Consider the following 23,412-nt stretch of genomic DNA (forward strand, 5'->3'; position numbering starts at 1 on the left):
CGAGAAGGGGCTCGTGCTCGGCGGGAAGCGGACGTTTCTCGCCAATCGGCGGAGGAGCCCGGGCCTCGTGACGGCGTCCGCTCGCGGCCTGGCTGCGTAAGGCAGGTCGAGCCGACCGTCGGCCAGGACCAGCAGGAGTGGGAGCTCAAGCTCGGGGCGTGGATCGGCAACCAGCACAGCAGGGCCGCCACGCTGGCTCCGGAGCGGGCGGAGCAGCTGTCCGCCACCGGGATGCGGTGGCGGTGGAGGCCCCGACGGTGGGGCCGAGGTGTCGGCTGACGGGCGGCCGCTGGTTCTCCTACTACGACCAGGTGTGGGTCACCTCGGCCTCTGGCCTCGACATCGACCGCATGGGTCCGCTGGCCGAGACCTGGGACAGCGGCGCCTCGACCTCGTCTGCGCAGCAGCGGGAGGCGTACGCCAACGACCTGGGCGCGTACGCCAGCCTCGTCGCGGTCACCGCCCGCTCGAACCGGTCCAAGTCGGACCAGGACCCGGCGACGTGGATGCCGTCGGCCGCCGAAGTGCACTGCCGCTATGTCGCCGAGTGGGTGGGTACCAAGCTGCGCTGGACCCTGTCGGCGGATGAGGCCGAAGCGGCGGTCATGCGCGAGGTCGCGGCCGGCTGCCCGGAGCAGACCGTCACGTACGGGCCGGTGCCGTAGAGGGGGAGGCCACCGTCCTCTTCCTCGGCCTGAAGGTCGGAACCGGAGCACCTCAGGCGTTCGCTGTCTCCCCGCGCCGGCGGAGTGCGGCGTTCACGGCATGTGTGACCGCCTCGACGTGTACACGAGGGCCCAGGCCGCCGCGCGGCCCGAGGACCCTGTGGGCCGGTAGCCGTTCCGGGCGTCGCCGTGTGCGTCGACCCCTTGCGGGTAACAGGGACCCATCCGTGTACCGCCTGCGGTAGACCGAAGCCCAGGCCCGAGCGAGCGAGGAAGGTGCCGCGTGTCCTCTTCCCTGGTAGAGACAGTCGACATCAAAGCCCCCGTGTCCGTGACCTGGTCCCTGTGGAGCGACGTGACGAGGTGGCCGTCGTTCCTGAGCCACGTCCGCCTGGTGCAGCCCTTGGACGAGCGCCGCTTCGCCTGGCAGCTTGCCCTGCCCGGCGCGGACAGGAACTTCGTCGCCGAGCTCACCGAGGTGGTGGAGGAGAACCGGATCGCCTGGCGGACCACGGAGGGGGTGGACCACGCGGGCGTCGTCACCTTCCACCGGCTCAGCGACACGACGAGCAGGGTCACCCTCCAGATCGAGTACGACCCCAAGGGGTTCATCGAGCACTTGGGCGCGCTGACGAACCTGGACTCCGCGCTCGCCAACTACGACCTGGGTGAGTTCCAGAAGCTCGCGGAGACCGCGGCGGCAACCTGAGAACTGGAGGCCTTCGAACCGCGCCTGACGGGGCGAGGCTGGTCGTGGAAGACCCGGCTTCGCCCCCGTCACCGCGCGCCTGGATCCGGTCGGCCGCGATCAGGACAGTACTGAAAGGAGCCGTCCTGGTAGGACTCGATGAACGCCTTCCTGATCCCCGTGACCAGTGAGGACTTCGGGCACTGTCTGCCTGCCGAGAATCCGGGAAAGTTCTCGACTATGACCGGCGAGCTCACCGACGCCGAGTCTGAGGACCACTTCATCGACGACGTCATCGTGCAGGACATCCGGAGCGGCGCCGCTTCGCCGACGCGGCAGCGACAGAGCAGGAACAACGGCACCTGGTCTACACCGAGGGCTTCGCTACGTGCGCACCGTGTGCCGGTCCAGGTCGGGCTCCCTGGCCACGGAAGGGTGGCTCCGGACGGTGCGGGTCAGGGCGTGCACGTCCTCACAACAGCCTTCCGGCATGGTGCCCGACACGGGTGATCGGTCCCGTTGGACCGAAGGAACGGGACACCTCGCCCAACAGTTGTTCCCGCGTATGAGCGAAACAATTGCAGTAGTGGCAGGCGCATATGGCGGCCCCGAGGTCCTGTCGGTGATCGATGTCGCCGTCCCAGGGCCGAAGCCGAACCAGGTACGGATCAAGGTCCGCGCGGCCGATCTCGTGGGCAGCGATGAGGCGGTGGATGTCTCCGTGGAGCTCGTGCCGGACCGCTTGCGTATCGCCACCATCGCGGGCCGCGAGCGCGGGGCTCGCGCGGGAATCAAGCTCCTGGGTGGTGTGCCGGGCGCGGATCCCGGCACCGAGATCCGGGAAGCCGCCCGCCTGCAGCTCACGGAAGCCGCGACAGCAGGCCGCCTGCGCATCGTGATCGCGGACAGCTACCCCCTGCGCGAGGCCGCCCCTGCCCACCGCGAGATCATGGCCGGCCACACCACGGGAAAGATCGTCCTGGTCCCGTAACCCGTTCCTGTTCCCGCACCGCTGAAGCCACACCGCGAGCCGTCGCCCGCGCAATCACCGGTCCCGGTACGCAACGGATCGGGTGCGTGGGCGGCATGCGACCAGCTCGTCAGGTGTCCATGTCCTCGTTCTTGGCGCTCCATTCGATCAGCGGATGCAGGACACGCATCAGGCTGGCGCCTTGTTCGGTGGGCCGGTACGTGATCTGGACCGGCGTCGTTGGTACCACGAGCCGCTCAATGAGTCGGTGGCCCTCGAGTTCACGCAGACGCTGGGACAGAAGGTGGTTCGAGATTCCGGGGATCCGCGCTCGGTAGTCGACGAATCGGCGCGCGCCCCGCATCGCCGCCAGGAGCACCGCGGCGCTCCACTTCTTGCCCACGATCTCGACCGAGCGCTGAAAACTGCGGCACACGTCGTCGTCGATGTGTTCGTAGCCCGCTTCCGGGCGGCTCTGGCCCGCGGTGGCGGAGGAATCATCGGGCTGTCGAGGACCGGTCATACGGTCACGATACTGGAGCGTGTCACTTTTGATGACCTGGTCATGTCCCGCTTGTTGCCTGTGATCATCGCCGTGCAGCCTTGGTCCATGAACGCACACTCGGCCTGTCACCACGCGCTATGAACTACGGGCACGCGCTGAGGTTCGGGCTGCACCTGCCCTCTGACGCCGACTGCGGGCCCGGCCGGTTGGTCGAAGTGGTGGGCCTGGCCGAGCAGTGGGGACTGGACTTGCTGGTCGTCCCGGCCGGAACCGCCGGCGACGATCTCGAACCGTCGACTGTGGCGTCCTGGATCGCCGCGGCGACGGTCTCTCTCGGACTGGTGCTGGAGGCACGCCCCGCCACTCTCCATCCGGCGATGCTCGCACGAGCCGTCGCAAGCCTGGATCGGCTCACCGAAGGCAGGGTCGAACTGGCTTTCCGAGCGGGCCCGTCAGCCGCCGCGCCCGGGACAGCCGATTCGGTCGCGGCACTGGGTGAAGCGATCGCCGTCGTTCGCGAGCTCTGGAATGTCCTCGACCGTGGCCTCGGCCGGTTCACCGGCCGCTTCTACCGTCTCGCGGGAGCTGAGAAGGCCGCGCCCGCGCACGACGTGCCGATCTCCGTGGACGGCCAGGACCAAGACCTGCTCCGGCTGGTCGGACTGCGGGCTGACGAGTGGTCGACGGGGTGCGACGCCGCCACGCTGACGCAGGGCAACCGCGCAGTCGACGAGGCGGCGCGAGGGGCAGGCCGCGATCCCCGCGAGATCCGCAGACGGGTCACGATCCGCGGTGGCTTCGGCGAGCGGACAGGCAGGTTCACCGGGACCGCCGCGGACTGGGTGAACGACCTGCTGCCACTCGTCGTCGAGCACGGGGTGGGCACCATCGTGCTGGACACCGAGGAGCGAGACGTCGCGGCAGGCTTCGCGAGCGAGGTCGCCCCGGCCCTGCGGGCGGCCGTGGACGCGGTGCTTCCGCGCGGATGGTCGGGCGCGCGGGTCCGGCGGTCCGCCGTGCGCGCCAGGCGCCGGCCGGGGATCGACTACGAGGGCGCTCCGCCGGAGATGGCCGAGGTCGTCGAGCCCGGTGATCCGGCCTACGCCCGGCTGCGGTCCGGGTACCTGCGCGGCGGTGCGCCCGGCATCATCCTGCGGGCGGCGACGAACGAGCAGGTGACCCGGGCGCTCGCGTTCGCCCGCCGGCATCCCGGCGTGGCCCTGTCTCGGCGAAGCGCCGGACACGGGGTCTCCGGCCGCTCCACCAATGACGGCGGGATCGTCATCGACGTGTCACTGATGAACGCGATCGAGGTGCTCGACAGGAAGACACGCCGGGTGCGCATCGGCCCGGGTGCGCGCTGGGCCGAGGTGGCGGCCGCACTGGAGCCCTACGGCTGGGCGTTGAGTTCGGGCGACTACGGGGGCGTCGGGGTGGGCGGCCTCGCCACGGCGGGGGGCATCGGGTACCTCGCGCGCGGGCACGGACTGACCATCGACCGCCTGCGGGCCGTGGAGATGGTGCTCGCGGACGGCTCCGTCGTGCGGGCCGACGATTCGGAGAACGCCGATCTCTTCTGGGCCGTGCGAGGGGCGGGCGCGAACTTCGGGATCGTCACTGCCTTCGAGTTCGAGGCCGACGACGTGGGCGCGGTCGCCTTCGCCCGGCTCACCCAGGACGCGAGCGACCTCGAGCGCTACCTCGTCGAATGGGGCCGGGCGGTCGAGGACTCACCGCGGGACCTCACCAGCTTCGTCATCGTGCCGCCCCCGCACGGCGGGCGACCAGCGCTCGCGGTGAGCAGCACCATGGTCGACTCCTCGGACCCGGAGACCGTGCGCGCCCGGCTGGAGCCACTGGCCGCGATCTCCGCGATGTACGCCCAGCACATCGTCATCACCTCCTACGCGGCCGTGATGGACAACGCGAGCGACGACCCACCGGTCTCCCACGGTGAACCGGTCTCACGCAGCGGTCTGCTCCGGCACGTGACCCCGCAGTTCGCCGCGGCGGCGGCTCGCGTGATCCGCAGCGGCGCGATCGGATGGTTCCAGCTCCGCTCGGTCGGCGGCGCCGTCGCCGACGTTCCCGCGGACGCCACGGCCTACGCCCACCGCGACGCGAACTTCTCGCTCGTGGTGATGGGCGGTGCCGACGAGGTGGTCGACCGGGCCTGGGCCCGGCTGAGCCCCTTCCTCGACGGCCTCTACATCAGCTTCGAGTCCAGCCTCCGGCCCGAGCGGATCGCCGCGGCCTGGCCCCCACGGACCCTCTCGCGTCTGCGTGAGCTGAAGAGCGTCTACGACCCCGAGGGCGTGTTCGGCGACAACTTCGCCCTCACGCCCGCCGCGAACCACCCCGGAGGAAGCACCTCATGAGCGACTACGGCCACGAACTGTGGTTCGGCAGCTTCATCACCCCCACCGCCCGCCCGCCTCAGGCGCCGGTCGAGCTGGCCCTGACCTCCGAGAGGGCCGGCCTCGACCTGGTCAGCTTCCAGGACCACCCCTACCAGTCGGCGTTCCAGGACACCTGGACCCTGATGTCGTACGTCGCCGCACGCACCGAAAGGATCCGGATCAGCGGCAACGTGCTGAGCCTTCCGCTGCGGCCCCCGGCCGTGCTGGCCCGCGCCGCCGCGAGCCTGGACCGGCTGACCGGCGGGCGAGTCGAACTGGGCATCGGCGCGGGCGCGTTCTGGGACGGCATCGTCGCGATGGGAGGCCGCCGGCTCGAACCGGCCCAGGCCGTGCGGGCGGTGGAGGAGGCCGTGGACGTGATCCGAGGGCTGTGGGCCACCGACGAGACCGGGCCCCTCCGTGTCACCGGGGAGTTCTACACCGTGAACGGCGCAAAGCGCGGCCCGGCACCCGCCCATCGCATCCCGATCCGCATCGGTGCCTACAAGCCGCGCATGCTCCGGCTGACGGGCAAGATCGCCGACGGTTGGCTGCCCTCCCTGGGATTCCTGCCCGAGGGCCCGGCATCGCTGCGCGCGATGAACGAGCAGATCGACGAGGCCGCCTCCGCCGCCGGTCGGGAGCCCGCGGCGGTCAGCCGCCTGCTCAACCTGAGCGGCCGATTCACGTCCGGCGCCGGCGACGGCCTGTTGCAGGGGACTCCCGGCGACTGGGCCGAACAGATCGCCGACCTCGCCCTGCAGTACGGCGTATCGGGGTTCATCCTCGCCTCTGACGAGCCTGCCGACCTGAACCTCTTCGGTCACGAGGTCGCGCCGCGCGTCCGCGAACTCGTCCAGTCCGAACGCGTGACGTGATGCGGTGGGCGCGTGGCGGGTCCGGTGACGGAGCTGCGACAGCGGCAGCGCCGACGGAGCTGTTCGGACGCCGCGAGGAGACCGCGGTTCTCGACGGGCTGCTTACGCAGGCCCGCGGCGGGAGCGGTGGCGCGCTCGTGGTGTGGGGCGAGCCGGGTATCGGCAAGTCAGCTCTGCTTCGCCACGTGCACGGCCAGGCCGCGGACTTCGTCCGGCTGAGCCACTCGGCCACCCGGCCCGAGTCGGACCTGGCTTTCGCGGGGCTGCACGGGCTGCTGCGACCGCTGGCCGATCGTGTCGGGCTGCTGGCGACGGCCCAGGCCGCCGCTGTGCGTACCGCGCTCGGGCTGAGCGGTGAGTCGACGGACCGTCTGGTGGTCGGGGCGGCCGTGCTGTCGCTGCTCTGCGGACTCGCCGAGCGGCAGCCCGTGCTCGTTGTGGTGGACGACGGGCAGTGGCTCGACGAGGCCACCGCGCTGTGCCTGGGGTTCGTCGCTCGACGCGTGGGAGCGCATCCCGTGGTCGTCGTGCTCGCCGATCACAGCGATCCGGCCGCCCGGCCCTGGGAAGGCGTGGCCGACGTGCGGGTCGACGGCCTGAGCGACGAGAGCGCGCGGCAGCTTGTGGCGGCCGTGGCGCCGCTCGCCGACAAGGCGACGGCGCGGAACATGGTCCGGGAGGCCGGGGGCAACCCCTTGGCGCTGCACGAACTGGCCACGCTCGGGGGCGACCTCGACGACGCCGAGCATCGCTGGAAGCGAGGACGACCGTCCGTCGGGCCGCGTCTGCAGCGGGCTTTTCGTGCCGGGATCGAGGCCCTGAGCCCTCCGGCGCAGTTGCTGACCGTGCTCGCGGCGGCCGAGGAGCACGGCGACCGGCTCACGGTGCAGCGGGCCGGCCGTGCGTCGGGTGCCGGTGACGCCGTCTGGGAAGAAGTGACCAACGCGGGCCTGCTCCACGTGGCGGGCAACCGCGTCGGTTTCCGGCACCCCGTCGTGAGCAGAGCCGTCTACGAGGGCTGCGGTGCCGCGACGAGGCGCCGGGCTCACCGCGCCCTGGCCGCCACGATGCCGGACCAGGCGGAGGAGCGCGCATGGCATCTCGCCGCCCTGGCCCACGGACGCGATGAGGACGTCGCGCGGCTCCTCGAACGGACCGCCGCCCGCTCCCGGCTCCGCGGGGCCACGAACACGGCGGCACGGGCGTGGTGGCGGGCCGCCGAACTGTCGGCCGCACCGATCGACGCCTCACAACGCCTTGCCGAGGCGGCCCGGGCTTCCTGGGACGCCGGGTGGGCAGCCACGGCGGAGCGCCTGCTCGATGACGCGGAACGGCTGGCCCCCGGTGCTCACGTCTCCCGGCGGAGCCGGGGTCTGCGGGGGATCATGGAGTTCGCCCGGGGCATGCCGGAGATGGCGCACCACTTCCTGATCACCGACATGAAGCGCGTCCCGGAACCGGGAACGGCGCTGGAACTGGGCACGCTGGCCATGCGCGCCGCCTGGTCCGTCGGACGCGGCGACCTGCGGGACAGAGCGCTGGAACTGCTGCTCGAAGACGACGTCGCGGGCCGGACCGGATTACCCGGCACGCTTGCCTGGTGGAGCGACGACGTGTCTGCCGACGCGGCGTCGGCGGACACCCCCGACCTGGGTGATGCCGCCGCGCGGGCCCGTACGACCATCCTGCCGTTGCTGCCGCCGACACCCCTCGCCCTGGCCTGGGGGATCGACAAGCCGATGGCGGATGCGTTGCGCCGCCGGTTACCGCATCTGCGGCGGCGCAGCGAGCGCGCTCGGCTCGCCGCCGCCCTGGCCCAGACCGCGATGCTCGACAACGCTGCCGGCCGCTGGCCGCAAGCGGAGTCCTCGGCCGCGGAGGGACTGCGGCTGGCCAAGGACCTGGGTGCCGACCACATCGCCTCCCACTGCCGCACCAGCCTGGGCTGGCTCGCCGCGGCGCGTGGTGACGAACGCGCCGTCGCGGAGGCCACCGCCAGGACTCTGGAGACGTCACTCCCGCAGGGCGTCCGCGCGCTGAGCGCCGCCGCGTACTGGAACCGCGGCATGGCCTCGCTGTTTCGCGAGCGTCCCGAGGAAGCACTGGACATCCTGGTGCGCCTGACCGAGCCGGGCCATGGCGCGGAACACTCGACCTTCGCGCTCCTGGCCGCTCTCGACACGGCCGAGGCGGCCGTGCGCGTCGGCAGAAGCGACCTCGCGGACGAACGGGCACGGGTGCTCGAAGCCTGGGCGCGGCGCACGGGAGCGCCGTGGGCGCGCTGTGCCGCGCACGTCACGCGCGGGCTCCTCGGCGGCGCCCGGGCCGAGGGTGCCTTCCTGGCCGCACTCGACGTGCCGGGTGCCCGATCCCACCCGCTGCTCTACGCGCGCGCTCAGTTGTCCTACGGCGAGTGGTTGCGACGGGGCCGCCGGCGGACCGATGCGCGCGTCCGGATCGGCGCCGCCTTGGAGGCGTTCGACCGGCTCGGTGCCGAGCCGCTGCGCCAACGCGCGCAGCGCGAGCAGGACCTCACCGGAGCGCCGGGACGCCGGGGAAGCTCGGACACCAGGGCGGTGAACCGGCTCACCGCCCAGGAACAGCGAGTCGCCCAACTGGCCGCCGAACAGCTGACGAATCGCGAGATCGGCGTACAGCTGCGGATCAGCCACCGCACCGTGGGCCACCACCTCGGGAACGTGTTCGCCAAGCTCGGCATCAACACGCGAACCGAGCTGAGCGACCTCCACGCCGGTTGTGAGCCGCCGTGAGCGCAGGCAGGCCGCGGCGGGGCGGAGCGGGCGCGCGACGCCTCCGGCGGAAACGACGGATTGCCCGCCCGATTCGCTCACCGGCCCTGATTTGTAGCGTCGCTGACGTTGTCCCGCGGACCCGCGGCGAAACACCGTGCGACGCATGACGAGAGGTCACCTCATGCCCAAGTCCGAAACCCTGCCCCACGCGCGCCACTACATCGACGGGCAGTGGCAGGACTCCGGCTCCCGCGGCGAGTCACGCAGCCCCGCGACCAACGGCCTGCTCGGCACCTTCGCCGACGGCGGTGCGCGGGAGGCGAGGGCCGCCGTGGCCGCGGCCCGAAGGGCCTTCGGCTCCACCGCCTGGTCCCGCGACCGCCACCGGCGTGCGGCAGCGCTGCACGAACTGGCCGACCGGCTGGAGCAGCGCAAGGACGAACTGATCACCCTGCTGGCGCGGGAGAACGGGAAAGTACTCGCCGAGGCGGCCCTCGAAGTCGAAGGCACCGTGCCCAAGCTCCGCTACCACGCGGCGCTTTCCCTCACCGACCACGGCAGGGCCGGGGAAGTGCGGCCCGGCATGTACTCGATGACCCTGCGCGAAGCCGCGGGTGTCGCCGCGGTGATCGTGCCGTGGAACTCACCGGTCATCCTCTCGGCGCGATCCTTCGCACCCGCCCTGGCGGCCGGCTGCACCGTGGTCATGAAGATGCCGGCGCAGACCGGCCTGGTCAACGGAGTGCTGAGCGAGATCGTCGCCGACACTCCGAGCCTGGACCCGGGCGTGTTCAACGTCTTCACCGAGAGCGGCAACGCCGGGGCTCCGGAGCTGGTCTCCTCCCCGGACGTCGACGTGATCAGCTACACCGGCTCCACCGCGGTCGGCCGCGTGATCATGGAACAGGCCGCCCCGACGCTGAAAACGCTGTCCATGGAGCTGGGCGGAAAGACGCCGATGCTCGTCTTCGACGACGCCGACCTGGACGCCGTCGTGCCCGTGCTCACCAAGGCCGTCACCATGTTCGCGGGCCAGTTCTGCATGACGGGCAGTCGGATACTGGTCCAGCGCGGCGTGGCCGACGAACTCCGGCGGCGGCTCGTCGCCGCTCTCGAAACGGTCCGGGTCGGGCCCGGCGACGACCCCGCCAGCGAGATGGGCGCCATGATCGACGAAGGAAACGCCCAACGGGTCGAACAGACCGTGGCCGCCGCGGCCGACTACGCCACCGTCCTCGTGCGGGGCAAGCGGGATCGGGCGCTCCTCGGCCCGTCCCTGATCGAGGTCGCCGACGTGTCCTCGCCGATCGTGCAGCGCGAAGTGTTCGGGCCGGTCGCCACCTTCGAGGTGTTCGACTCCGAGGCCGATGCCGTGGCGCGTGCCAACGCCACCGAGTTCGGCCTGGCCGCGAGCATCTGGACCCGTGATGTCGACCGCCCCCTGCGCGTCGGCCGCGAACTGCAGGCCGGGACCGTCTGGACCAACACCTGGGCCATGGTCCACGACCAGTTCGAGGAGGGCGGCTTCAAGCAGTCGGGAGTGGGCCGCCTGAACGGCATCCGCGGGATCGAGGAATTCCAGGAGACCAAGCACCTCGTGCATGTGGCACCGCAGCTCTGACAGCTCTCGACGGCGGAATGAGAATCGATGACCGAGACGGACGACGTCGGCCCGGCCGACGTCACCCTGCTGACCGCGCGCGCTGTGGAACCCGGCTACGAGCAGGACTTCCGGGAGTGGTTCGGGCGGGTGACCGACACCGCCTCAGCGTTTCCCGGACACCTGGGGGACGGGTTGTTCCGGCCTGCCACGGCCGCCGGGCCATGGGTTCTGATCCACCGGTTCCGCGACCAGGAGGCCGCGCGGCACTGGACGACGTCACCTGAGCGGGCCGCACTTTTCGACCACTGCGAGGGCCATCATCAGAGCGAGGTGGCGCGTCGCGAACTCTCCGGAATGGAGACCCTGTTCACCACTGCGCACGACACGCCCACGACGGCGCCGCCTCGGTGGAAGATGGCGCTCGCCGCCTTCGCGGCCGTACTCCCGATCTCCCTGATCGGCAACGGTCTTTTGGGGCCGGCGCTCCGTGCTTGGCCGCTTGTGGCGCGGGTGCTGATGCTCGCGCTGCTGTTCAGTACGTTGATGACGTATCTGATGATGCCGGCTGTGACTCTCGTCCTTCGCCGTTGGCTCTATGCCGCCACCTCGACCGCGCGCGAGGGACCGACGCGATGACGCGGCCCCCGGGGCGCACCGTCCCGTCTTACGGCTCGGCTTTCAGCGGGACAGTTCCGTCGTCTGACGCAGCAGTTCCAGGGCCGGGTCGCGGCCCTCGGCCTCGGCGAGGCGGCGGACTTCCCGCAGCGGCTGGTTGATCACGGTGGCGGGGTCGAATGCGGAACCCCGGACGGGCACCGCGACGGGAAGTACGCCGTCCGTGCGGCGGGCCGCCCGGCGTCGGGAGGCCGGGGCGAAGCCGGACAGGTAGATCGGGGGCCGGGGGCGCTGGAGCGGCTTGGGCCCGATGTGGGCGGCGGGGAAGGTGTAGTGCCTGCCCTCGTGTCGCGCGACGGGCTCGGTGGTCCACACGGCTTCCAGCACGTCCAGACACTCGTCCAGCCGCGGGCCCCGCTCCTGCCAGGGAACGCCCACTCCCTGGTACTCCTCGGGCGACCAGCCGGTTCCGAGGCCGGTGATGAGACGTCCCCCGCTCACCACGTCGACACCGGTCAGCGACCGGGCGAGCAGCAAGGGGGAGTACCAGGGTGCGACGAGGGTGGATGTGCCCAGCAGCACCCGTTCGGTGACGCTCGCGGCAACGCTCAGCGCCACGAACGGGTCGAGCATGGTGCGCGGCTGCCACGGAATCGTGTCCGTGTCCATGTAGGGCTCTTCGCAATCAGGGGTGTAGTCGCGGTCTGAATCCGCCGGCTTCGAGGAGCGACCGGGTGATGTAGTGAGTCAGGTTCCGGAAGCCGAGGGCGGTGCCGCGGAGGTGTTCGAGGCGGCCGTTGATCGCCTCGGTCGGGCCGTTGGACGTGCCGGGCAGGTCGAAGAAAGCGAGGACGTCCGCGGCGCGTTGCTTCAGAGTGCGGCCGAGCTTGCGCAACTCGACGAGCGCGGCGGGGACGCCGCTGGCGAGGGCGTCGATCACCGCTTGCATGGCCTTCTTCCCCAGGGAGCGGTCGGGCTCGCGGTATGCGGCGGTCATGCGCTGGTAGGTGCCCCAGATCGCCTCGACCTCGACGTGCTCGGAGATGGCGAACAGCGCCTCGAGACGCGCGTGCTGACGGCCTGTGAGCAGTCCCGCGCCAGTGTGGAGGGTGCGGCGCGCCTTGTAGCGCGGGTCGTCCTTGCGGCCCCGGCGGCCGAAGATGTCTGTCTGGACGCGACGTCGGCAGACGTCGAGGGCGTCGCCGGCGAGCACGGTGACGTACTTGTCCCCGAACCTTGTGTGACGCCAGACGTGCTCGTCGACACCGATCACCCGGGCCCCGTCGAACCGGGCCCGGTCGCCGCTTGCCCTCGGTGAGGATCGCGGTGTTCGCCGTGTGCCAGCCGACGCCGAGACCGGCCGCGGCGCGCGAGACCGTGAGGTGATCGACCACGATGGCTTCCAGTGCCCATCGCATTCCGCCGCGAGAGAGCTTCGCCCCCGGCTCCGCCGCCGCAGCGGTGTCCTGCCGCCAGACCCGCCCGCACCCTGTGCACTGGTAACGACGAACACGAACCAGCAGCGTCGTGGGCCGATGACCGAACGGGACATGCGCCAGGCGGCGCGTCACCGTGTCGCGAGGCGTGCCCTCGGCCTCGCAGCGTCGGCACCACGGGTCCGGCCCGGCGACCCGGCACTCCAGCACCGTCCGCTCCGGGCTGCGGTGCTGCCCGACGACGACCAGGCCGCGGTCATCGAGATCGCAGAACATGGTCAAATCGGGCGCGCTGAACGTAAGGTGGGGCAACGTCGAGGTCTTCCGGCGATGGGCAGTGTGAGAACTTCCATCTTGGAGGGCCTCGACCTCTACCCGGCGCCGATCGGGCGCTCCGTGACTACACCCTCATCCGCGAAGAGCCATAAATGTCCCGAATCGCGCTGCGCTCGATCGTTGTCCTGATCGTCGGGCTCTTCGAGGATCATCCCGACCGAAGACGCTCAGGCATGGCCACGCCACGCCTGCATTGCCGCTATGAGGGCCAGCTGTGCCTTCGCGGCCAGCTGGTGTCGAATGCCACCTGAGCAGCCCGCGTCGTGGGGCACGCATGGGCACGATTCGGCGATGCGGATGAGCGCTGCACGGCGCGGGGGAAGCGGTGGGCGAGCGACGCAGTCGGCGCCGCATTGAAGAAGAGGGATGGAGGGCGAGGTCCCGCTGGTCGGCAGAGTTCTTCGACACGGTGCGGGTCAGCTCTGTGTGATCAAGTCAGGGTTAGCTCGCGGATCGCCATCTCCTCGGGTCCTGCGGCAGTGCCTCTCCAGGGTTCAAAGATCGGAGTTCATTCGGTCGGGGCGGGACAGATGCTGCCGATGACCTGTTTCAGCGGCCCGTGTGATCGCCTCGAGTACCCGGTGGCGATCGAGTGCGACCGCGAAATCCGGCGCATCGGCGGTTCCGTCACGGAGGTCGGCGGCGAACTGGGCGTAGAGGCGGGCGACCCCCGCTGCGGGTGCGTCGAGTTGCAGGTCGGGAGCCGCATAAGCGGGGGGGACCTGTAGCACTTGGACAGGCTCGCTGCCGCGGCTCAGCGTGATGGTGAAATCGGTGAAATGGATGTAGCCCGACGCCGACTCCACACGCACACTGCCCTCGGTGCCCTGGATCTCCCATACCATCGCCGAGCCGGCAGACTGCCCGGCACTGTAGTGCAGCGAAGTGACGATCCCGCCTTCGAGAACGCCGGCGACGACGATCTCATCCGGCGCGTCCTTCGGCAGCGACGCGCCATCGGAGAGGCGGACGCCGTCACCGCGCTGATTGGCGACGACGGCGGACAGACTCTCGAACGTGCCGAGCACGCGCGCAAGCGGTTCGAGCCCGTGGCCGAGCATGATGCTCAGGAGCGTGGCGCCATTCTTTGCCTGAGCCATGTACTCGACCGGCGGGTCATATCGGCCGACCCACATGTCGTCGGCCAAATGCGCTCGGATGCTCGTGCTGAGCGGCTTGCCAATCACGCCTTGCGCGATGAGGTCGCGAAGGAAGAGGACCGGCGGGTGCAGGCCGCCCTGCAACCCGACGACCGTCCGCAGCCGCCGCTCGCGGGCAAACCCCTCCAGCGCTTCGGCCTCCGACAGGTTTCTTGCGAGCGGCCATTCGCAATAAACCATCTTGCCCGCGGCCAGCGCGTCGGAAACAATCTGCTTGTGATCCGGCACCTTGACCGCAACCACCACCAGGTCGACCTCCGGTCGCACGACCAGAGCCTCATGTGTGTCGAAGGCGAGATCGGCGCCCAGCCGACGAGCGGTCGCGTTCGCGCTCTCCATACGAGTCGTACTGACGGCGCGGATCTGGAATGCGTCGAGCGCCTGCAGCGCCGGGACGTGAGCAATTCCGCCCCAACCCCGATCGGCACTGGCCCCGACAAGGCCGACGCCGATCCGGGTATGTGCTGAATTCGTCATGAGGATGCTCCTGCCTTGTGCAGCCCCGGCAAACGCTCTCCGGGCTGCGTCACGATGATTCGTTTCCGGAAAAATGCGTGGGCACTCGGGCTCACCATGGCGAGCGAGCAATTATTGCCGTTCGCCATGGTGAGCCCGAGTGACCCAAGCGCAGGTTTTACACGTGAGCCCAGTGGGCCTCGAGTTCGCGCGCGACATCGGCCGCACGCTCGATCATCGGCCAGTGCGAGCTGCGCAGCTTGAAGACGGCACGTGCGCGTGTGGCATTACCGAGCTCGTCGGCGAAGCGGTGAGGAAGGAACGGATCGTCCAGGCCCCAGATCACTAGCGCTGGTGCGGTCACCTTGCTCAAACCTGGCTTCCACTCTGCCCCGACCTCGATCGCCGAACGGTAAAGGGCGAGAATGCTTGCCCTCATGGTGGCATCGATATGCCGGACCGCTTCGTCTGCCGCGTCGCGCGGCATCTGCGCCTCGTTGAGACTTGCTGCGAACTCCTCGAGGTCGAGGTCCGCCATCCATTGCTCGCCCTCGCCCGGCGTTTGCCAGATCTTGGCAAGATAGTGCCACGGATACTCCGGATCGATCGGTCCGCTGATGCCTGTCCACGTCCGCACCAGATCTGGCCGGACAGACGCGAGACGGCCCGTGAGCAGAGACCCCCAGTCATGACCGACCAGGTCGACGGGTTCGCCGATTTCCGCGATCTTCTCAATGAGCCAATCGAGATACTCTTCCTTCGTCGACGTGAATCCCTCTGGCAGCTGTACGCCAAACCCGGGGAGATCGATCGTCACAATATCTTCGCGTCGAAGATGGGAACGGACGGTGTCCCAAAGCCGGTGGGTATCAGGTACACCATGGACGAGGACTGCAGGCATTTCGGATTCTCCAATTGATTGTTGTCGTGGTTGGACGGCCGGTCGGCCGAGTCAGGGAAGGAGGATGACTTTGCCGTGGGTGTGGCCCGTGGCGACGAGGCGATGAGCGTCCGCGGCCTCGTCGAGTGGGAAGCTTCGGCCGATGCGTGCGGTCCATGCGCCGGCGGCGATCAGATTCAGGGCTTCCTGGACAGGGCCGCGGTCGCGGTTCCCGCTGCCCCCGGGGCTGAATACGACGCGGTGTTGCGCGGCATCGCGGTCGGCGAGCGTCACGATCCGGTCGGGGCCGCCGAGAAGATCGACGAGGGCGGGAAGGAGCCCCTTGCCGGCGGTGTCGAGCGCGGCGTCGACCCCGCCCGGAGCGGCGGCACGGATGCGATCGACCAGGCCCGGGCCGTGGGCGACAGGGGTCGCTCCGAGACTCCTGACGAAGTCGGCGTTGTCAGTCCCGGCGACGCCGATCACCGTCACACCGCGCTGTCGCGCGAACTGCACGGCGGCGCCGCCCAGAGCACCGCTCGCGCCGGTGACCACGAGCGTCTCACCCGGGCGAATGTTCAGAAGCCCGAGAGCCCTCGCCGCGTTGTCGGCGCCGATGACAGTAGCCGCGGCCTCCTCGAAGGAAACGCCGTCGGGGATCGTCGCGAAGTTGCTGCTGACCGTGTACTCGGCGTACGAGCCCTGGGTGGCGGAGTCCGGCCACCCGGCGACGCGGTCGCCGACCACGCCCTCGTCGACGCCCGGGCCGACCGCCTCGACGACGCCGGCGAACTCGAATCCGATGATGGCGGGAGCACGCAGGCGGAACACTCCGGCGCGTGCCTGGATCTCCGCCGGGTTCACCCCCGCGGCGTGAACCCGCACCAGTACCTGACCCGGACCCGGCACCGGTCGCGGAGCCTCCGCAACCCGCAACACGGAGGGTTCGCCGAACGAGGTGATGACGACGGCTTTCATGATGATCCTTCTCGTATACAAGGGTTTGCTCGCACCGTTCAGAACGGTGTCAGGTCAGGAAGACCGGAGGGTTCTCGCCCCGCAGGCGGTAGTCCGGCCGGGGCCGTTCGAGGCGGATCGATTCGAGCACGGTGTACGCGTGGTACTTGGTCTGGGTGGTGGCTCCTGCCAGCCGTTCCCACCAGAGCCGGCCGTCGCTCGTCTCCTTCTCGAGGACGTGGCGGGTGGTGTAGTTCGCCATGGAGCTGATCCAGTTCTCGGTACCGACGAAGATCCTGTCCCAGCCGGTGCCGGTCACGATGTCGGCGAGCGCATCCGAGCGGCTGAACCGCTCGACCGCCGCAGTCGCCCCCTCGAGCACGTCGGTGAAGTACTCCACGCACAGCTTCACCTGCTCGTAGGTGCCGTAATGCATGTGGTGCCCGCCGACGAAGTAGTCGAAGTCGTATTCGAGGATCTGGGACTGGGCCTCGTACCAGCCGGAGATGTTCTGCGAGGCGTCGCAGTGCATGAACGTGACGCTTCCCGGACTGACGATGTCGACGGCCGTGAGCACCTTCTGCCGCGGTGCGTAGATGAAGATGTTGCCGGGGCAGTGGTTCTCTCCCCTGTAGGAGAGCTGCAGGCTCACACCGCCCACTTCGAGGACGAGTTCGTCGTCGAACGTCTTCGTCGGCAGGGGGCGCTTCGGGTCGGGGAAGCGCTCCAGGAGTTCCTTGGTGATGCGGTGGGCGACGATCTCGACGTCGGGACCGAACACGGAGGCCGCGCCGATGTGATCGGCGTGCCAGTGGCTGTAGATGACGTGGGTCACCGGTCGGTCGGTGACGTCCTCGATCGCCGCCAGCATGTTCTCGCCCAGCGTCGGGGGTGCGTCGATCGCGACCACGCCCTCCTCGGTCACCACGAATGCGGCGTCGTAGCCGGCACTGGTGACCCAGTAGAAGCCGCCGCGCAGTTCTTCCACGTGGTAGCCGTACTTCTGGAAGTGCTCGCTCTGGAAATACGGGGGGTAATAGCCCGCGGGGTCCAACGGGTCGTCCGCCCCCGCGCGGGGGAATCCATAGTGGTCGATCCCGTAGAAGCTCGGGGTTTCTTCGACGCTGATGGGTATCTGACTGCTCTGGCACACCGGCGGGACGCCTTTCTGTGTTCTTGGGAAGCTGTCGAACGGGTGGTCTATCCCGGTGATGTGAATCGAAGGACTGCCTTGGTGACGCGGCCTGAGCCCGCATCCTCGAACGCGGTGTTGATATCGGCGAAGTCGTAGAAGGACAGCAGTCGGTCGATGGGGAACCGGCCCGCTCGATAGAGCTGGGCAAGGTCGTTGATCAGGAGCGACGAGACGGCGTCGCCCTGGATGATGCCCTGAAGCGACTGGCCGAGCGTGAGCCGGCCGGCGTCGAGCACGGCTCCCGCTCCTTCGTGGAACGCCACGAAGCCGAATCGGCCCATCGGTGCCAGGGCGCCGACCCCGGCGTCGAGGTTCTCCGCGCGGCCGCTCGTGTCGAGGACGTACTCCAGACCGCGTTCGTCGACGGTCCGGAGCGCGCCGGTCAGATCCTCGACCCGGCCGGGGTCGACGAGGTGCGTCGCTCCGAGATCGTGGGCCAGATCGAGGCGGCCGGCGTCGACGTCGACGGCGACGATGGTGGTGGCACCCGCGACATGTGCAGCCATGACCGCCGCCAGGCCCACCGCGCCCACGCCGAAGACCGCGAAGGACGCTCCCGCCGGAACGGCGAGGGCCTTGAGTACGGCCCCCGCGCCCGTCTGCAGCCCGCACCCCAGCGGCGCCATGACGTCGAGGGGCAGATCGCGGGGGACCTTGATCGTGTTCCGTTGGTGGGCCAGGGCGTGGGTGGAGAACGAGGACTGGCCGAAGAAGTGACCGTGCGGCTCAGTGCCGTGGGCGACGTGGAGACCGTTCGAGCCGTCCAGACGGGCACCGGCGAAGTTGGCTGCCCAGACGTTGTCGCAGTAGGCCGCGTGAGAGGACCTGCACGGCTTGCAGCGGCCGCACGAGTGGTAGGAGAGGACGACGTGGTCACCGGGCTCGACGGTGGTGACAGCGGCCCCCACGCGTTCGACGACTCCTCCTCCCTCGTGCCCCAGCACCACCGGCAGCGGAGTCGCCATTCGCTGCGCCCGCACGTGCGCATCGGTCGCGCATATTCCGGTCGCGACCATGCGAACGAGTACCTCGTCGGGCCGCGGGTCCTCGATCTCGATGTCGCGAAATTCGAAGGGCCCGTCCTGCGCTTCGAGAACAGCGGCGCGCGCGGAGGTGGTCATACGCCGTGAGCCTGCCGCGAAGCGCCGCGAGCGCCATAGTGACGAGGGACTGACATCATCAACGACTCCCTGATCGGGGTTGTGGGTCTCAGGAACCCTTCAGCGGCCCGAACCTATGTCGGCCGCCCGTGCCCGCGGATCGGTCGCCGTATCCGTCACGGCAGTAATGCACGGTGCCGCGAGGTGCGATGGCGTCAGCACCGGACGCCGGTCCGAGCGGCTTGTTCGACTCGGGCGATGAGACGGCTGTTGTGGGCGGCGTGCTGGAAACCCGGGGTGTGGTGGGTGCCGTTCGTGATGTCGCGGGCCAGGCTGGCGTAGACCTCGCCGACGTTGATGGAAGCGCCCGTCCAGATGTCGGCGGCGGTGGGTCCCGCGCCGGTGGCGACCGGGCGGTCGGGCGCGGTGAAGTCGACGCTCGACGAGAGGGTGAGGTCGCCGACCTGAACGCCCGCGGGGTGGTCGCCCGTCAGCTTCAGCCAGCCCTCCGATCCGCGTACTTCCAGGCTGAAGTGGGCGTCGGGGGCGGGCACGCCCGCCAGGATCTGCACTCCGACCGGCGCCCCCGAGGAAGTCTTGGCGATGGCGTCGAGGTGATCCGGGACCTCGCGGACGGTGATCGCGCCGGTGTCCACCAGCTTCACCTGCGGCCAGAGGAATTCGGTGCGGGCGTCGATCTCGGTGATGTCGCCGAGAACGGCCTCGACCACATCCAGCACGTGACCCGCGGCGATGGTGAGGAAGCCGGCTCCGGACGCTGCCTTGTCGAAGTACTCATACGCGCTCACCGACTCCGGGCCGTTGCCGAAGGTCGTCGCGGCGACTCGCGCCGAGAGCAGCCGCCCGAGCCGGCCCTGAGCGATGATCTCCGCCGCGCGGCGTACCGAGGGGTTGAGCCGGCCCTGCAGGCCGATCGCGGTGTGCAGAGAGCCGGCCGCGTCAGCCATCTCTTCCGTCTGTGCAACGGTCGCGCCCAGCGGCGACTCCGAATACACGGCCTTGTTCGCCGCGAGGGCCGCCAGGACGAGTTCGCGGTGAGCCGGTACCTTCACCGCGACGGTGACGAGGTCGATCGAAGGGTCACCGATGAGCGCGTAGGGGTCTGCGAACCAACGCTCGGCGCCGAACGCCGCGGCAGCGCTGCGCGCGCTCTCCTCGTGCCGCGTCGCCACACCGGCCAGGTGGAAATCGGGCTGTGCCGCCAGCGCGGGTATGTGCGATGCGCCCGCCCAGCTCGCCTTCGTGTCCGCGCCGATGATTCCGACGCGAATGAGATTGCTTGACATGATGTGGTGTTCCATTTCTTTCGCTGAAGCAAGACGTGGTGTGGTGCGCGGGGCGAATCGGCGCGTTCGCGCTTCTCTCACTGGTCGACGGCGGCCATGTCGGGCTCGGCATGGCGTTCGCCGGACGCCGGTGTGAGGTTGTTCAGGCGGGCGATCTGGCCCGGGGTGAGTCGGATGACGTCGGCGGCGCTGTTCTCCTCGAGGCGGTCGATGCGTGTCGTCCCCGGAATGGGCGCGATGCCGTCTCCTTGCGCGAGCAGCCAGGCCAGAGCGACCTGCGCGGGCGTGGCCCCGACCTCGTCGGCGACCTCGCGTACCTGGTCGACGATGCGCAGGTTGCGCGTGAGGTTGTCGCCGGTGAACCGGGGATTGGAGCGACGCCAGTCGGCGGCGTCCAGACCGTCCAGGGTGCGGATGTCACCGGTGAGAAAGCCGTGTCCCAGCGGTGCGTAGGGAACCAGTCCGATGCCGAGCTCGCGCAGCGTGGGCAACACCTCGGCCTCCGGGTCCCGCGTCCACAGCGAGTACTCGCTCTGGACAGCGGCCACGGGACGGACCGCATGGGCCCGGCGGACGGTCGCCGCTGCCGCCTCCGACAGTCCGATGTGGAGGACCTTGCCCGCCTCCACCAGCTCGCTCAGCGCCCCCACCGTCTCCTCGATGGGAGTGTTGGGGTCGACCCGGTGCTGGTAGTAGAGGTCGATGCGGTCGGTTCCGAGCCGCCGCAGTGAGCCGTCGACAGCCGTGTGAATGTTGGCGGGGGTGCTGTCCGGGCCCGGCCGGCCGGTGTGGGAGACGAGGCCGAACTTGGTGGCGAGGACGACTTCGTCCCGGCGGCCCTTGATCGCGCGACCCAGCAGTTCCTCGTTGACGTAGGGGCCGTACACCTCGGCGGTGTCCAGATGGGTGACACCGAGGTCGACGGCGCGACGAATGGTGCGGATCGACTCGGTTTCGTCCCGGCCGGCGCCGGTGTAAAAGGCCGACATCCCCATGACACCCAGGCCGATGCGCGGGACATCGAGCCTGCCGAGCGACGTGGACTGCATCTGTTGTCCATTCCGTGTGGGGCGGGCCTCAGCGCCGCAGCGAACTTGACGCGTCAAGTTCTACTCCTTCGAACTTGACGCGTCAATAAGTGGGTCTAGGATGTCCTCATGGCGAGGACGGCAGATGACACGAACGGCCGGCGCCGTCGGCGACCACGGAACGGGCCGACATCCGAGGCGACGGCTCGTGCCGACGAAGGCTCCGACTCGGGGGCGTCCACCGGTCCGGTTGCCGAGACGCGATGGCTGAACGGCGACGAGCTGGCGGCGTGGCTGGCCAACTCCGCGATCATGATCAGCCTGCCGGCCGCGCTGGATGCGCGCATGCAGCGCGAGGCTCAGCTGACCTTCTTCGAGTACATGGTGCTCTCGGTCCTCTCCGAGCAGCCGGATCGCACCATGCAGATGAGCGCCCTGGCCGCGCAAACGGCGGCGTCACTGTCGAGGCTGTCCCATGTCGTCGGTCGGCTCGAGAAGCGCGAACTGCTCGCACGGAAGCGGATCCCCGGTTCCGGAAGGCGCACCACCGCGACGCTGACCGAGGCCGGTTACGACGTAGTGGTGGCAGCGGCGCCGGGGCACGTAGCCGCAGTCCGCGAGTACCTGATCGATGATCTCGAGCCCCACGAGCTGGCGGCACTGCGCCGCATCGGTGCCGCAGTGGACGCGGCCATCAAGCGCGAGCAACCCGATGCGAGCTCTGCAGCTTCGCCTTCGCCCGAAGCACCGACGATCCACAGCGGACCGAGGCGTACCGCGGACTGATGGAGGAGCAGCGCCACGCGGTCCGCCAGCACGTCCGCGGCGCGGTCCTCGGCGTTCTATGCCCGGCATCAAGGCCGTCATCCGGAGAAGGAGGACCAGGCGGCCAACCGGAAGAAGAGGGGACGGCGCGGCGGACGGCCGGTCACCCACGATGCGGACCTGTACAAGGACCGCAACACCGTCGAACGCCTGATCAACAAGCTCAAAGCGTGGCGCGGGACCGCCGCCCGGTACGACAAGACGCCGGACAGCTACCTCGCCGCCCTCCACCTCCGCGGCACCGTCATCTGGCTTCACAGCCTCCAACCGACACCTTGCTCGCGACTCCCCAGGGCCCTAGGAGTTGTCGTCAAATGTCACGCCCACATCAGCAGCGATGCGAGGGTGACGGCTGCCCGGAAGGACTCGGCGGTCTTGTCGTAGCGGGTGGCGATGCCGCGCCATTGCTTGAGGCGGTTGAAGCACCGTTCGACGACGTTGCGCCGCTTGTAGACCTGCTTGTCGAAGGCCGGCGGGCGTCCGCCACGGCTGCCGCGTCGGAGCCGGTTGCGGGTCTGATCGGACCGTTCCGGGATGGTGTGCCGGATGTTCCGCTGCCGCAGCCAGGTGCGTATGGCCTTGGAGCTGTAGCCCTTGTCGCCGATGACGTGGCCGGGTCGGACCCGGGGCCGGCCCGGCCCCAGCCGGGGCACCCGGATCGCCTCCATCACGGCGGTGAACTGGGTGCAGTCGTTGGTGTTGCCGCCGGTGACGGTGAAGGCGAGCGGTCGGCCCACAGCGTCGCAGGCCAGGTGGATCTTGCTGGTCAGGCCGCCTCTGGACCGGCCGAGTCCCGGGGTCCGGAGCCCCCTTTTCGCGCTCCGGCCGCGTGCTGGTGGGCCCGGACGATCGTGGAGTCGACCGACACCAGCCACTCGATGTCCCCGGCCGCGTCGGCCTTGGCCTGGGCAGCCCGGAGCATCCGCTCGAAGGTGCCGTCCTTGGCCCACCGGCGGAAGCGGGTGTGCAGCGTGGCCCAGGAACCGTACCGCTCGGGCACGTCCCGCCAAGCCGTACCGGTCCGGAACTTCCACACGATCCCGTTGAGGACCGTCCGGTCGTCCAGCCGCCTGCGGCCTCGCTCGGACCGGGGCAGCAGCGGCTGCACGAACGCCCATTCGGCATCGGAGAGTTCATGGCGACGTATCACCCGACCATGATCTCCGACCGAAGATTATTTGACGACAGACCCTAGGTCGTCACGTCCGCGCAGGAGCTCCTCCGTCGGAGTGCGTCGGGAAGTGCACCCAGAGCAGGTTGATGTAGTCGGTGTCCAGGCGTTTCAGGCTGGCCTCCGCCGAGGCGACCATGTTCTTGTGGCTGTTGCCGGTCTTGGAGATGTCCGGCTGCCAGGTGGCGCCGAGGGGGAACTTGGTGGCCAGGACGAAGTGGTCGCGGTCGGTGGAGATCTGCTTTCCGGTCAGTTCCTCCGACTCCTCGAACTGGTAGCCGTCCGCGCTGGCGGGGAAGGTGCCGCCGGCCTCGGCGAATCGGTCGAAGATCCGGCGTGCCTCGTCCGCTTGGCGCCGGCGCCCCAGTCGGTGCCGAAGTTCGCGGTGCCGAGCGTGTACTCGGAGGCGCGCAGTCCGGTCCGGTGGCCGAAGGCCGTGTCATGCGTGAGGTGTCTTTGCGTGGGGGGTGGGAAGGCGGTCGCGC

Annotated in this window: 21 protein-coding genes and 4 pseudogenes; 12 read left to right on the plus strand and 13 right to left on the minus strand. The window is 69.6% G+C overall.

Annotated elements, in window-relative coordinates:
- Window positions 1–233: 233 nt before the first annotated feature.
- Window positions 234–665, plus strand: a pseudogene (locus OIE75_RS40035) (HNH endonuclease family protein); the annotation flags it as partial.
- A 283-nt stretch (window positions 666–948) separates the two neighbouring features.
- Complete coding sequence (locus tag OIE75_RS40040) at window positions 949–1,374, plus strand: SRPBCC family protein (protein ID WP_329473884.1); 426 nt, start codon at window positions 949–951, stop codon at window positions 1,372–1,374.
- A gap of 82 nt (window positions 1,375–1,456) precedes the next feature.
- On the opposite strand, the pseudogene OIE75_RS40045 reads toward OIE75_RS40040, so the two are convergent.
- A pseudogene (locus OIE75_RS40045) lies at window positions 1,457–1,547 on the minus strand (SAM-dependent methyltransferase); the annotation flags it as partial.
- Between OIE75_RS40045 and OIE75_RS40050 the strand changes: the two are divergent.
- Both OIE75_RS40050 and OIE75_RS40055 read left to right on the plus strand, forming a co-directional pair.
- Window positions 1,513–1,863 (plus strand): hypothetical protein, encoded by a 351-nt coding sequence (locus OIE75_RS40050; RefSeq protein ID WP_329474175.1) that lies wholly within the window; start codon window positions 1,513–1,515, stop codon window positions 1,861–1,863. The pseudogene OIE75_RS40045 and the gene OIE75_RS40050 overlap by 35 nt on opposite strands.
- Window positions 1,844–2,344 (plus strand): zinc-binding dehydrogenase, encoded by a 501-nt coding sequence (locus OIE75_RS40055; protein ID WP_329473885.1) that lies wholly within the window; start codon window positions 1,844–1,846, stop codon window positions 2,342–2,344. Before OIE75_RS40050 ends, OIE75_RS40055 begins: the two co-directional genes overlap by 20 nt.
- 109 nt (window positions 2,345–2,453) lie before the next feature.
- On the opposite strand, the gene OIE75_RS40060 is transcribed toward OIE75_RS40055, so the two are convergent.
- Window positions 2,454–2,846: a winged helix-turn-helix transcriptional regulator gene (locus tag OIE75_RS40060; protein ID WP_023536348.1), complete on the minus strand. Its 393-nt coding sequence runs from the start codon at window positions 2,844–2,846 to the stop codon at window positions 2,454–2,456.
- 119 nt (window positions 2,847–2,965) lie between these two features.
- On the opposite strand from OIE75_RS40060, the gene OIE75_RS40065 reads away from it, so the two are divergent.
- From OIE75_RS40065 to OIE75_RS40085, 5 genes are all read left to right on the plus strand, one after another.
- Window positions 2,966–5,206, plus strand: a complete 2,241-nt coding sequence (locus tag OIE75_RS40065; RefSeq protein WP_329473886.1) for an LLM class flavin-dependent oxidoreductase — start codon at window positions 2,966–2,968, stop codon at window positions 5,204–5,206.
- Window positions 5,203–6,105, plus strand: coding sequence for an LLM class flavin-dependent oxidoreductase (locus OIE75_RS40070; RefSeq protein ID WP_329473887.1), 903 nt, complete (start codon window positions 5,203–5,205; stop codon window positions 6,103–6,105). Before OIE75_RS40065 ends, OIE75_RS40070 begins: the two co-directional genes overlap by 4 nt.
- Complete coding sequence (locus tag OIE75_RS40075; RefSeq protein WP_329473888.1) at window positions 6,105–8,876, plus strand: helix-turn-helix transcriptional regulator; 2,772 nt, start codon at window positions 6,105–6,107, stop codon at window positions 8,874–8,876. Before OIE75_RS40070 ends, OIE75_RS40075 begins: the two co-directional genes overlap by 1 nt.
- Window positions 8,877–9,039: 163 nt before the next feature.
- Window positions 9,040–10,479, plus strand: a complete 1,440-nt coding sequence (locus tag OIE75_RS40080) for an aldehyde dehydrogenase family protein (RefSeq protein WP_329473889.1) — start codon at window positions 9,040–9,042, stop codon at window positions 10,477–10,479.
- Between the two features lie 27 nt (window positions 10,480–10,506).
- Window positions 10,507–11,097, plus strand: coding sequence for an antibiotic biosynthesis monooxygenase (locus tag OIE75_RS40085; protein ID WP_023536342.1), 591 nt, complete (start codon window positions 10,507–10,509; stop codon window positions 11,095–11,097).
- 42 nt (window positions 11,098–11,139) lie between these two features.
- Here the strand turns inward: OIE75_RS40085 and OIE75_RS40090 are convergent, their stop codons facing one another.
- Window positions 11,140–11,745, minus strand: a complete 606-nt coding sequence (locus OIE75_RS40090) for a TIGR03619 family F420-dependent LLM class oxidoreductase (protein WP_329473890.1) — start codon at window positions 11,743–11,745, stop codon at window positions 11,140–11,142.
- Between the two features lie 16 nt (window positions 11,746–11,761).
- A pseudogene (locus tag OIE75_RS40095) lies at window positions 11,762–12,788 on the minus strand (transposase).
- 152 nt (window positions 12,789–12,940) lie between these two features.
- On the opposite strand from OIE75_RS40095, the gene OIE75_RS40100 reads away from it, so the two are divergent.
- Entirely contained in the window at window positions 12,941–13,099 is a 159-nt protein-coding gene (locus tag OIE75_RS40100) for a hypothetical protein (RefSeq protein WP_329473891.1), read from the plus strand.
- Window positions 13,100–13,342: 243 nt separating this feature from the next.
- Here OIE75_RS40100 and OIE75_RS40105 read toward each other — a convergent pair whose 3' ends face one another.
- From OIE75_RS40105 to OIE75_RS40135, 7 genes are all read right to left on the minus strand, one after another.
- Window positions 13,343–14,485, minus strand: a complete 1,143-nt coding sequence (locus OIE75_RS40105; protein ID WP_329473892.1) for a Gfo/Idh/MocA family protein — start codon at window positions 14,483–14,485, stop codon at window positions 13,343–13,345.
- A gap of 157 nt (window positions 14,486–14,642) precedes the next feature.
- On the minus strand, window positions 14,643–15,365 hold the full coding sequence (locus OIE75_RS40110; protein ID WP_329473893.1) for an alpha/beta fold hydrolase: 723 nt from the start codon (window positions 15,363–15,365) through the stop codon (window positions 14,643–14,645).
- 51 nt (window positions 15,366–15,416) lie between these two features.
- The gene (locus OIE75_RS40115) at window positions 15,417–16,322 is read right to left on the minus strand and encodes an NADP-dependent oxidoreductase (RefSeq protein ID WP_329473894.1); all 906 of its coding nucleotides are present in this window, start codon (window positions 16,320–16,322) and stop codon (window positions 15,417–15,419) included.
- Between the two features lie 49 nt (window positions 16,323–16,371).
- Window positions 16,372–17,454, minus strand: coding sequence for an MBL fold metallo-hydrolase (locus OIE75_RS40120; protein ID WP_329473895.1), 1,083 nt, complete (start codon window positions 17,452–17,454; stop codon window positions 16,372–16,374).
- Window positions 17,455–17,501: 47 nt separating this feature from the next.
- A complete protein-coding gene (locus tag OIE75_RS40125; protein WP_329473896.1) occupies window positions 17,502–18,617 on the minus strand; it encodes an NAD(P)-dependent alcohol dehydrogenase in 1,116 nt (371 codons plus the stop codon).
- Between the two features lie 194 nt (window positions 18,618–18,811).
- Window positions 18,812–19,918, minus strand: a complete 1,107-nt coding sequence (locus tag OIE75_RS40130) for a Gfo/Idh/MocA family protein (RefSeq protein WP_329473897.1) — start codon at window positions 19,916–19,918, stop codon at window positions 18,812–18,814.
- 62 nt (window positions 19,919–19,980) lie between these two features.
- Entirely contained in the window at window positions 19,981–20,952 is a 972-nt protein-coding gene (locus OIE75_RS40135; RefSeq protein WP_329473898.1) for an aldo/keto reductase, read from the minus strand.
- A 108-nt stretch (window positions 20,953–21,060) separates the two neighbouring features.
- On the opposite strand from OIE75_RS40135, the gene OIE75_RS40140 reads away from it, so the two are divergent.
- Complete coding sequence (locus tag OIE75_RS40140) at window positions 21,061–21,717, plus strand: MarR family winged helix-turn-helix transcriptional regulator (protein ID WP_329473899.1); 657 nt, start codon at window positions 21,061–21,063, stop codon at window positions 21,715–21,717.
- 81 nt (window positions 21,718–21,798) lie between these two features.
- A pseudogene (locus OIE75_RS40145) lies at window positions 21,799–22,029 on the plus strand (IS5/IS1182 family transposase); the annotation flags it as partial.
- Between the two features lie 44 nt (window positions 22,030–22,073).
- Here the strand turns inward: OIE75_RS40145 and OIE75_RS40150 are convergent.
- Both OIE75_RS40150 and OIE75_RS40155 read right to left on the minus strand, forming a co-directional pair.
- Window positions 22,074–22,903, minus strand: a protein-coding gene (locus tag OIE75_RS40150) for an IS5 family transposase (RefSeq protein WP_443078435.1) whose coding sequence is annotated in 2 segments (ribosomal slippage) — window positions 22,074–22,564 and window positions 22,564–22,903 — 831 coding nt in all. Because the reading frame shifts where the segments join, the coding sequence is not laid out codon by codon here.
- Window positions 22,904–22,955: 52 nt separating this feature from the next.
- Complete coding sequence (locus tag OIE75_RS40155; RefSeq protein ID WP_329474166.1) at window positions 22,956–23,294, minus strand: aldo/keto reductase; 339 nt, start codon at window positions 23,292–23,294, stop codon at window positions 22,956–22,958.
- Window positions 23,295–23,412 lie beyond the last annotated feature (118 nt).

This window comes from Streptomyces sp. NBC_01723, from assembly GCF_036246005.1.
GTDB lineage: Bacteria > Actinomycetota > Actinomycetes > Streptomycetales > Streptomycetaceae > Streptomyces.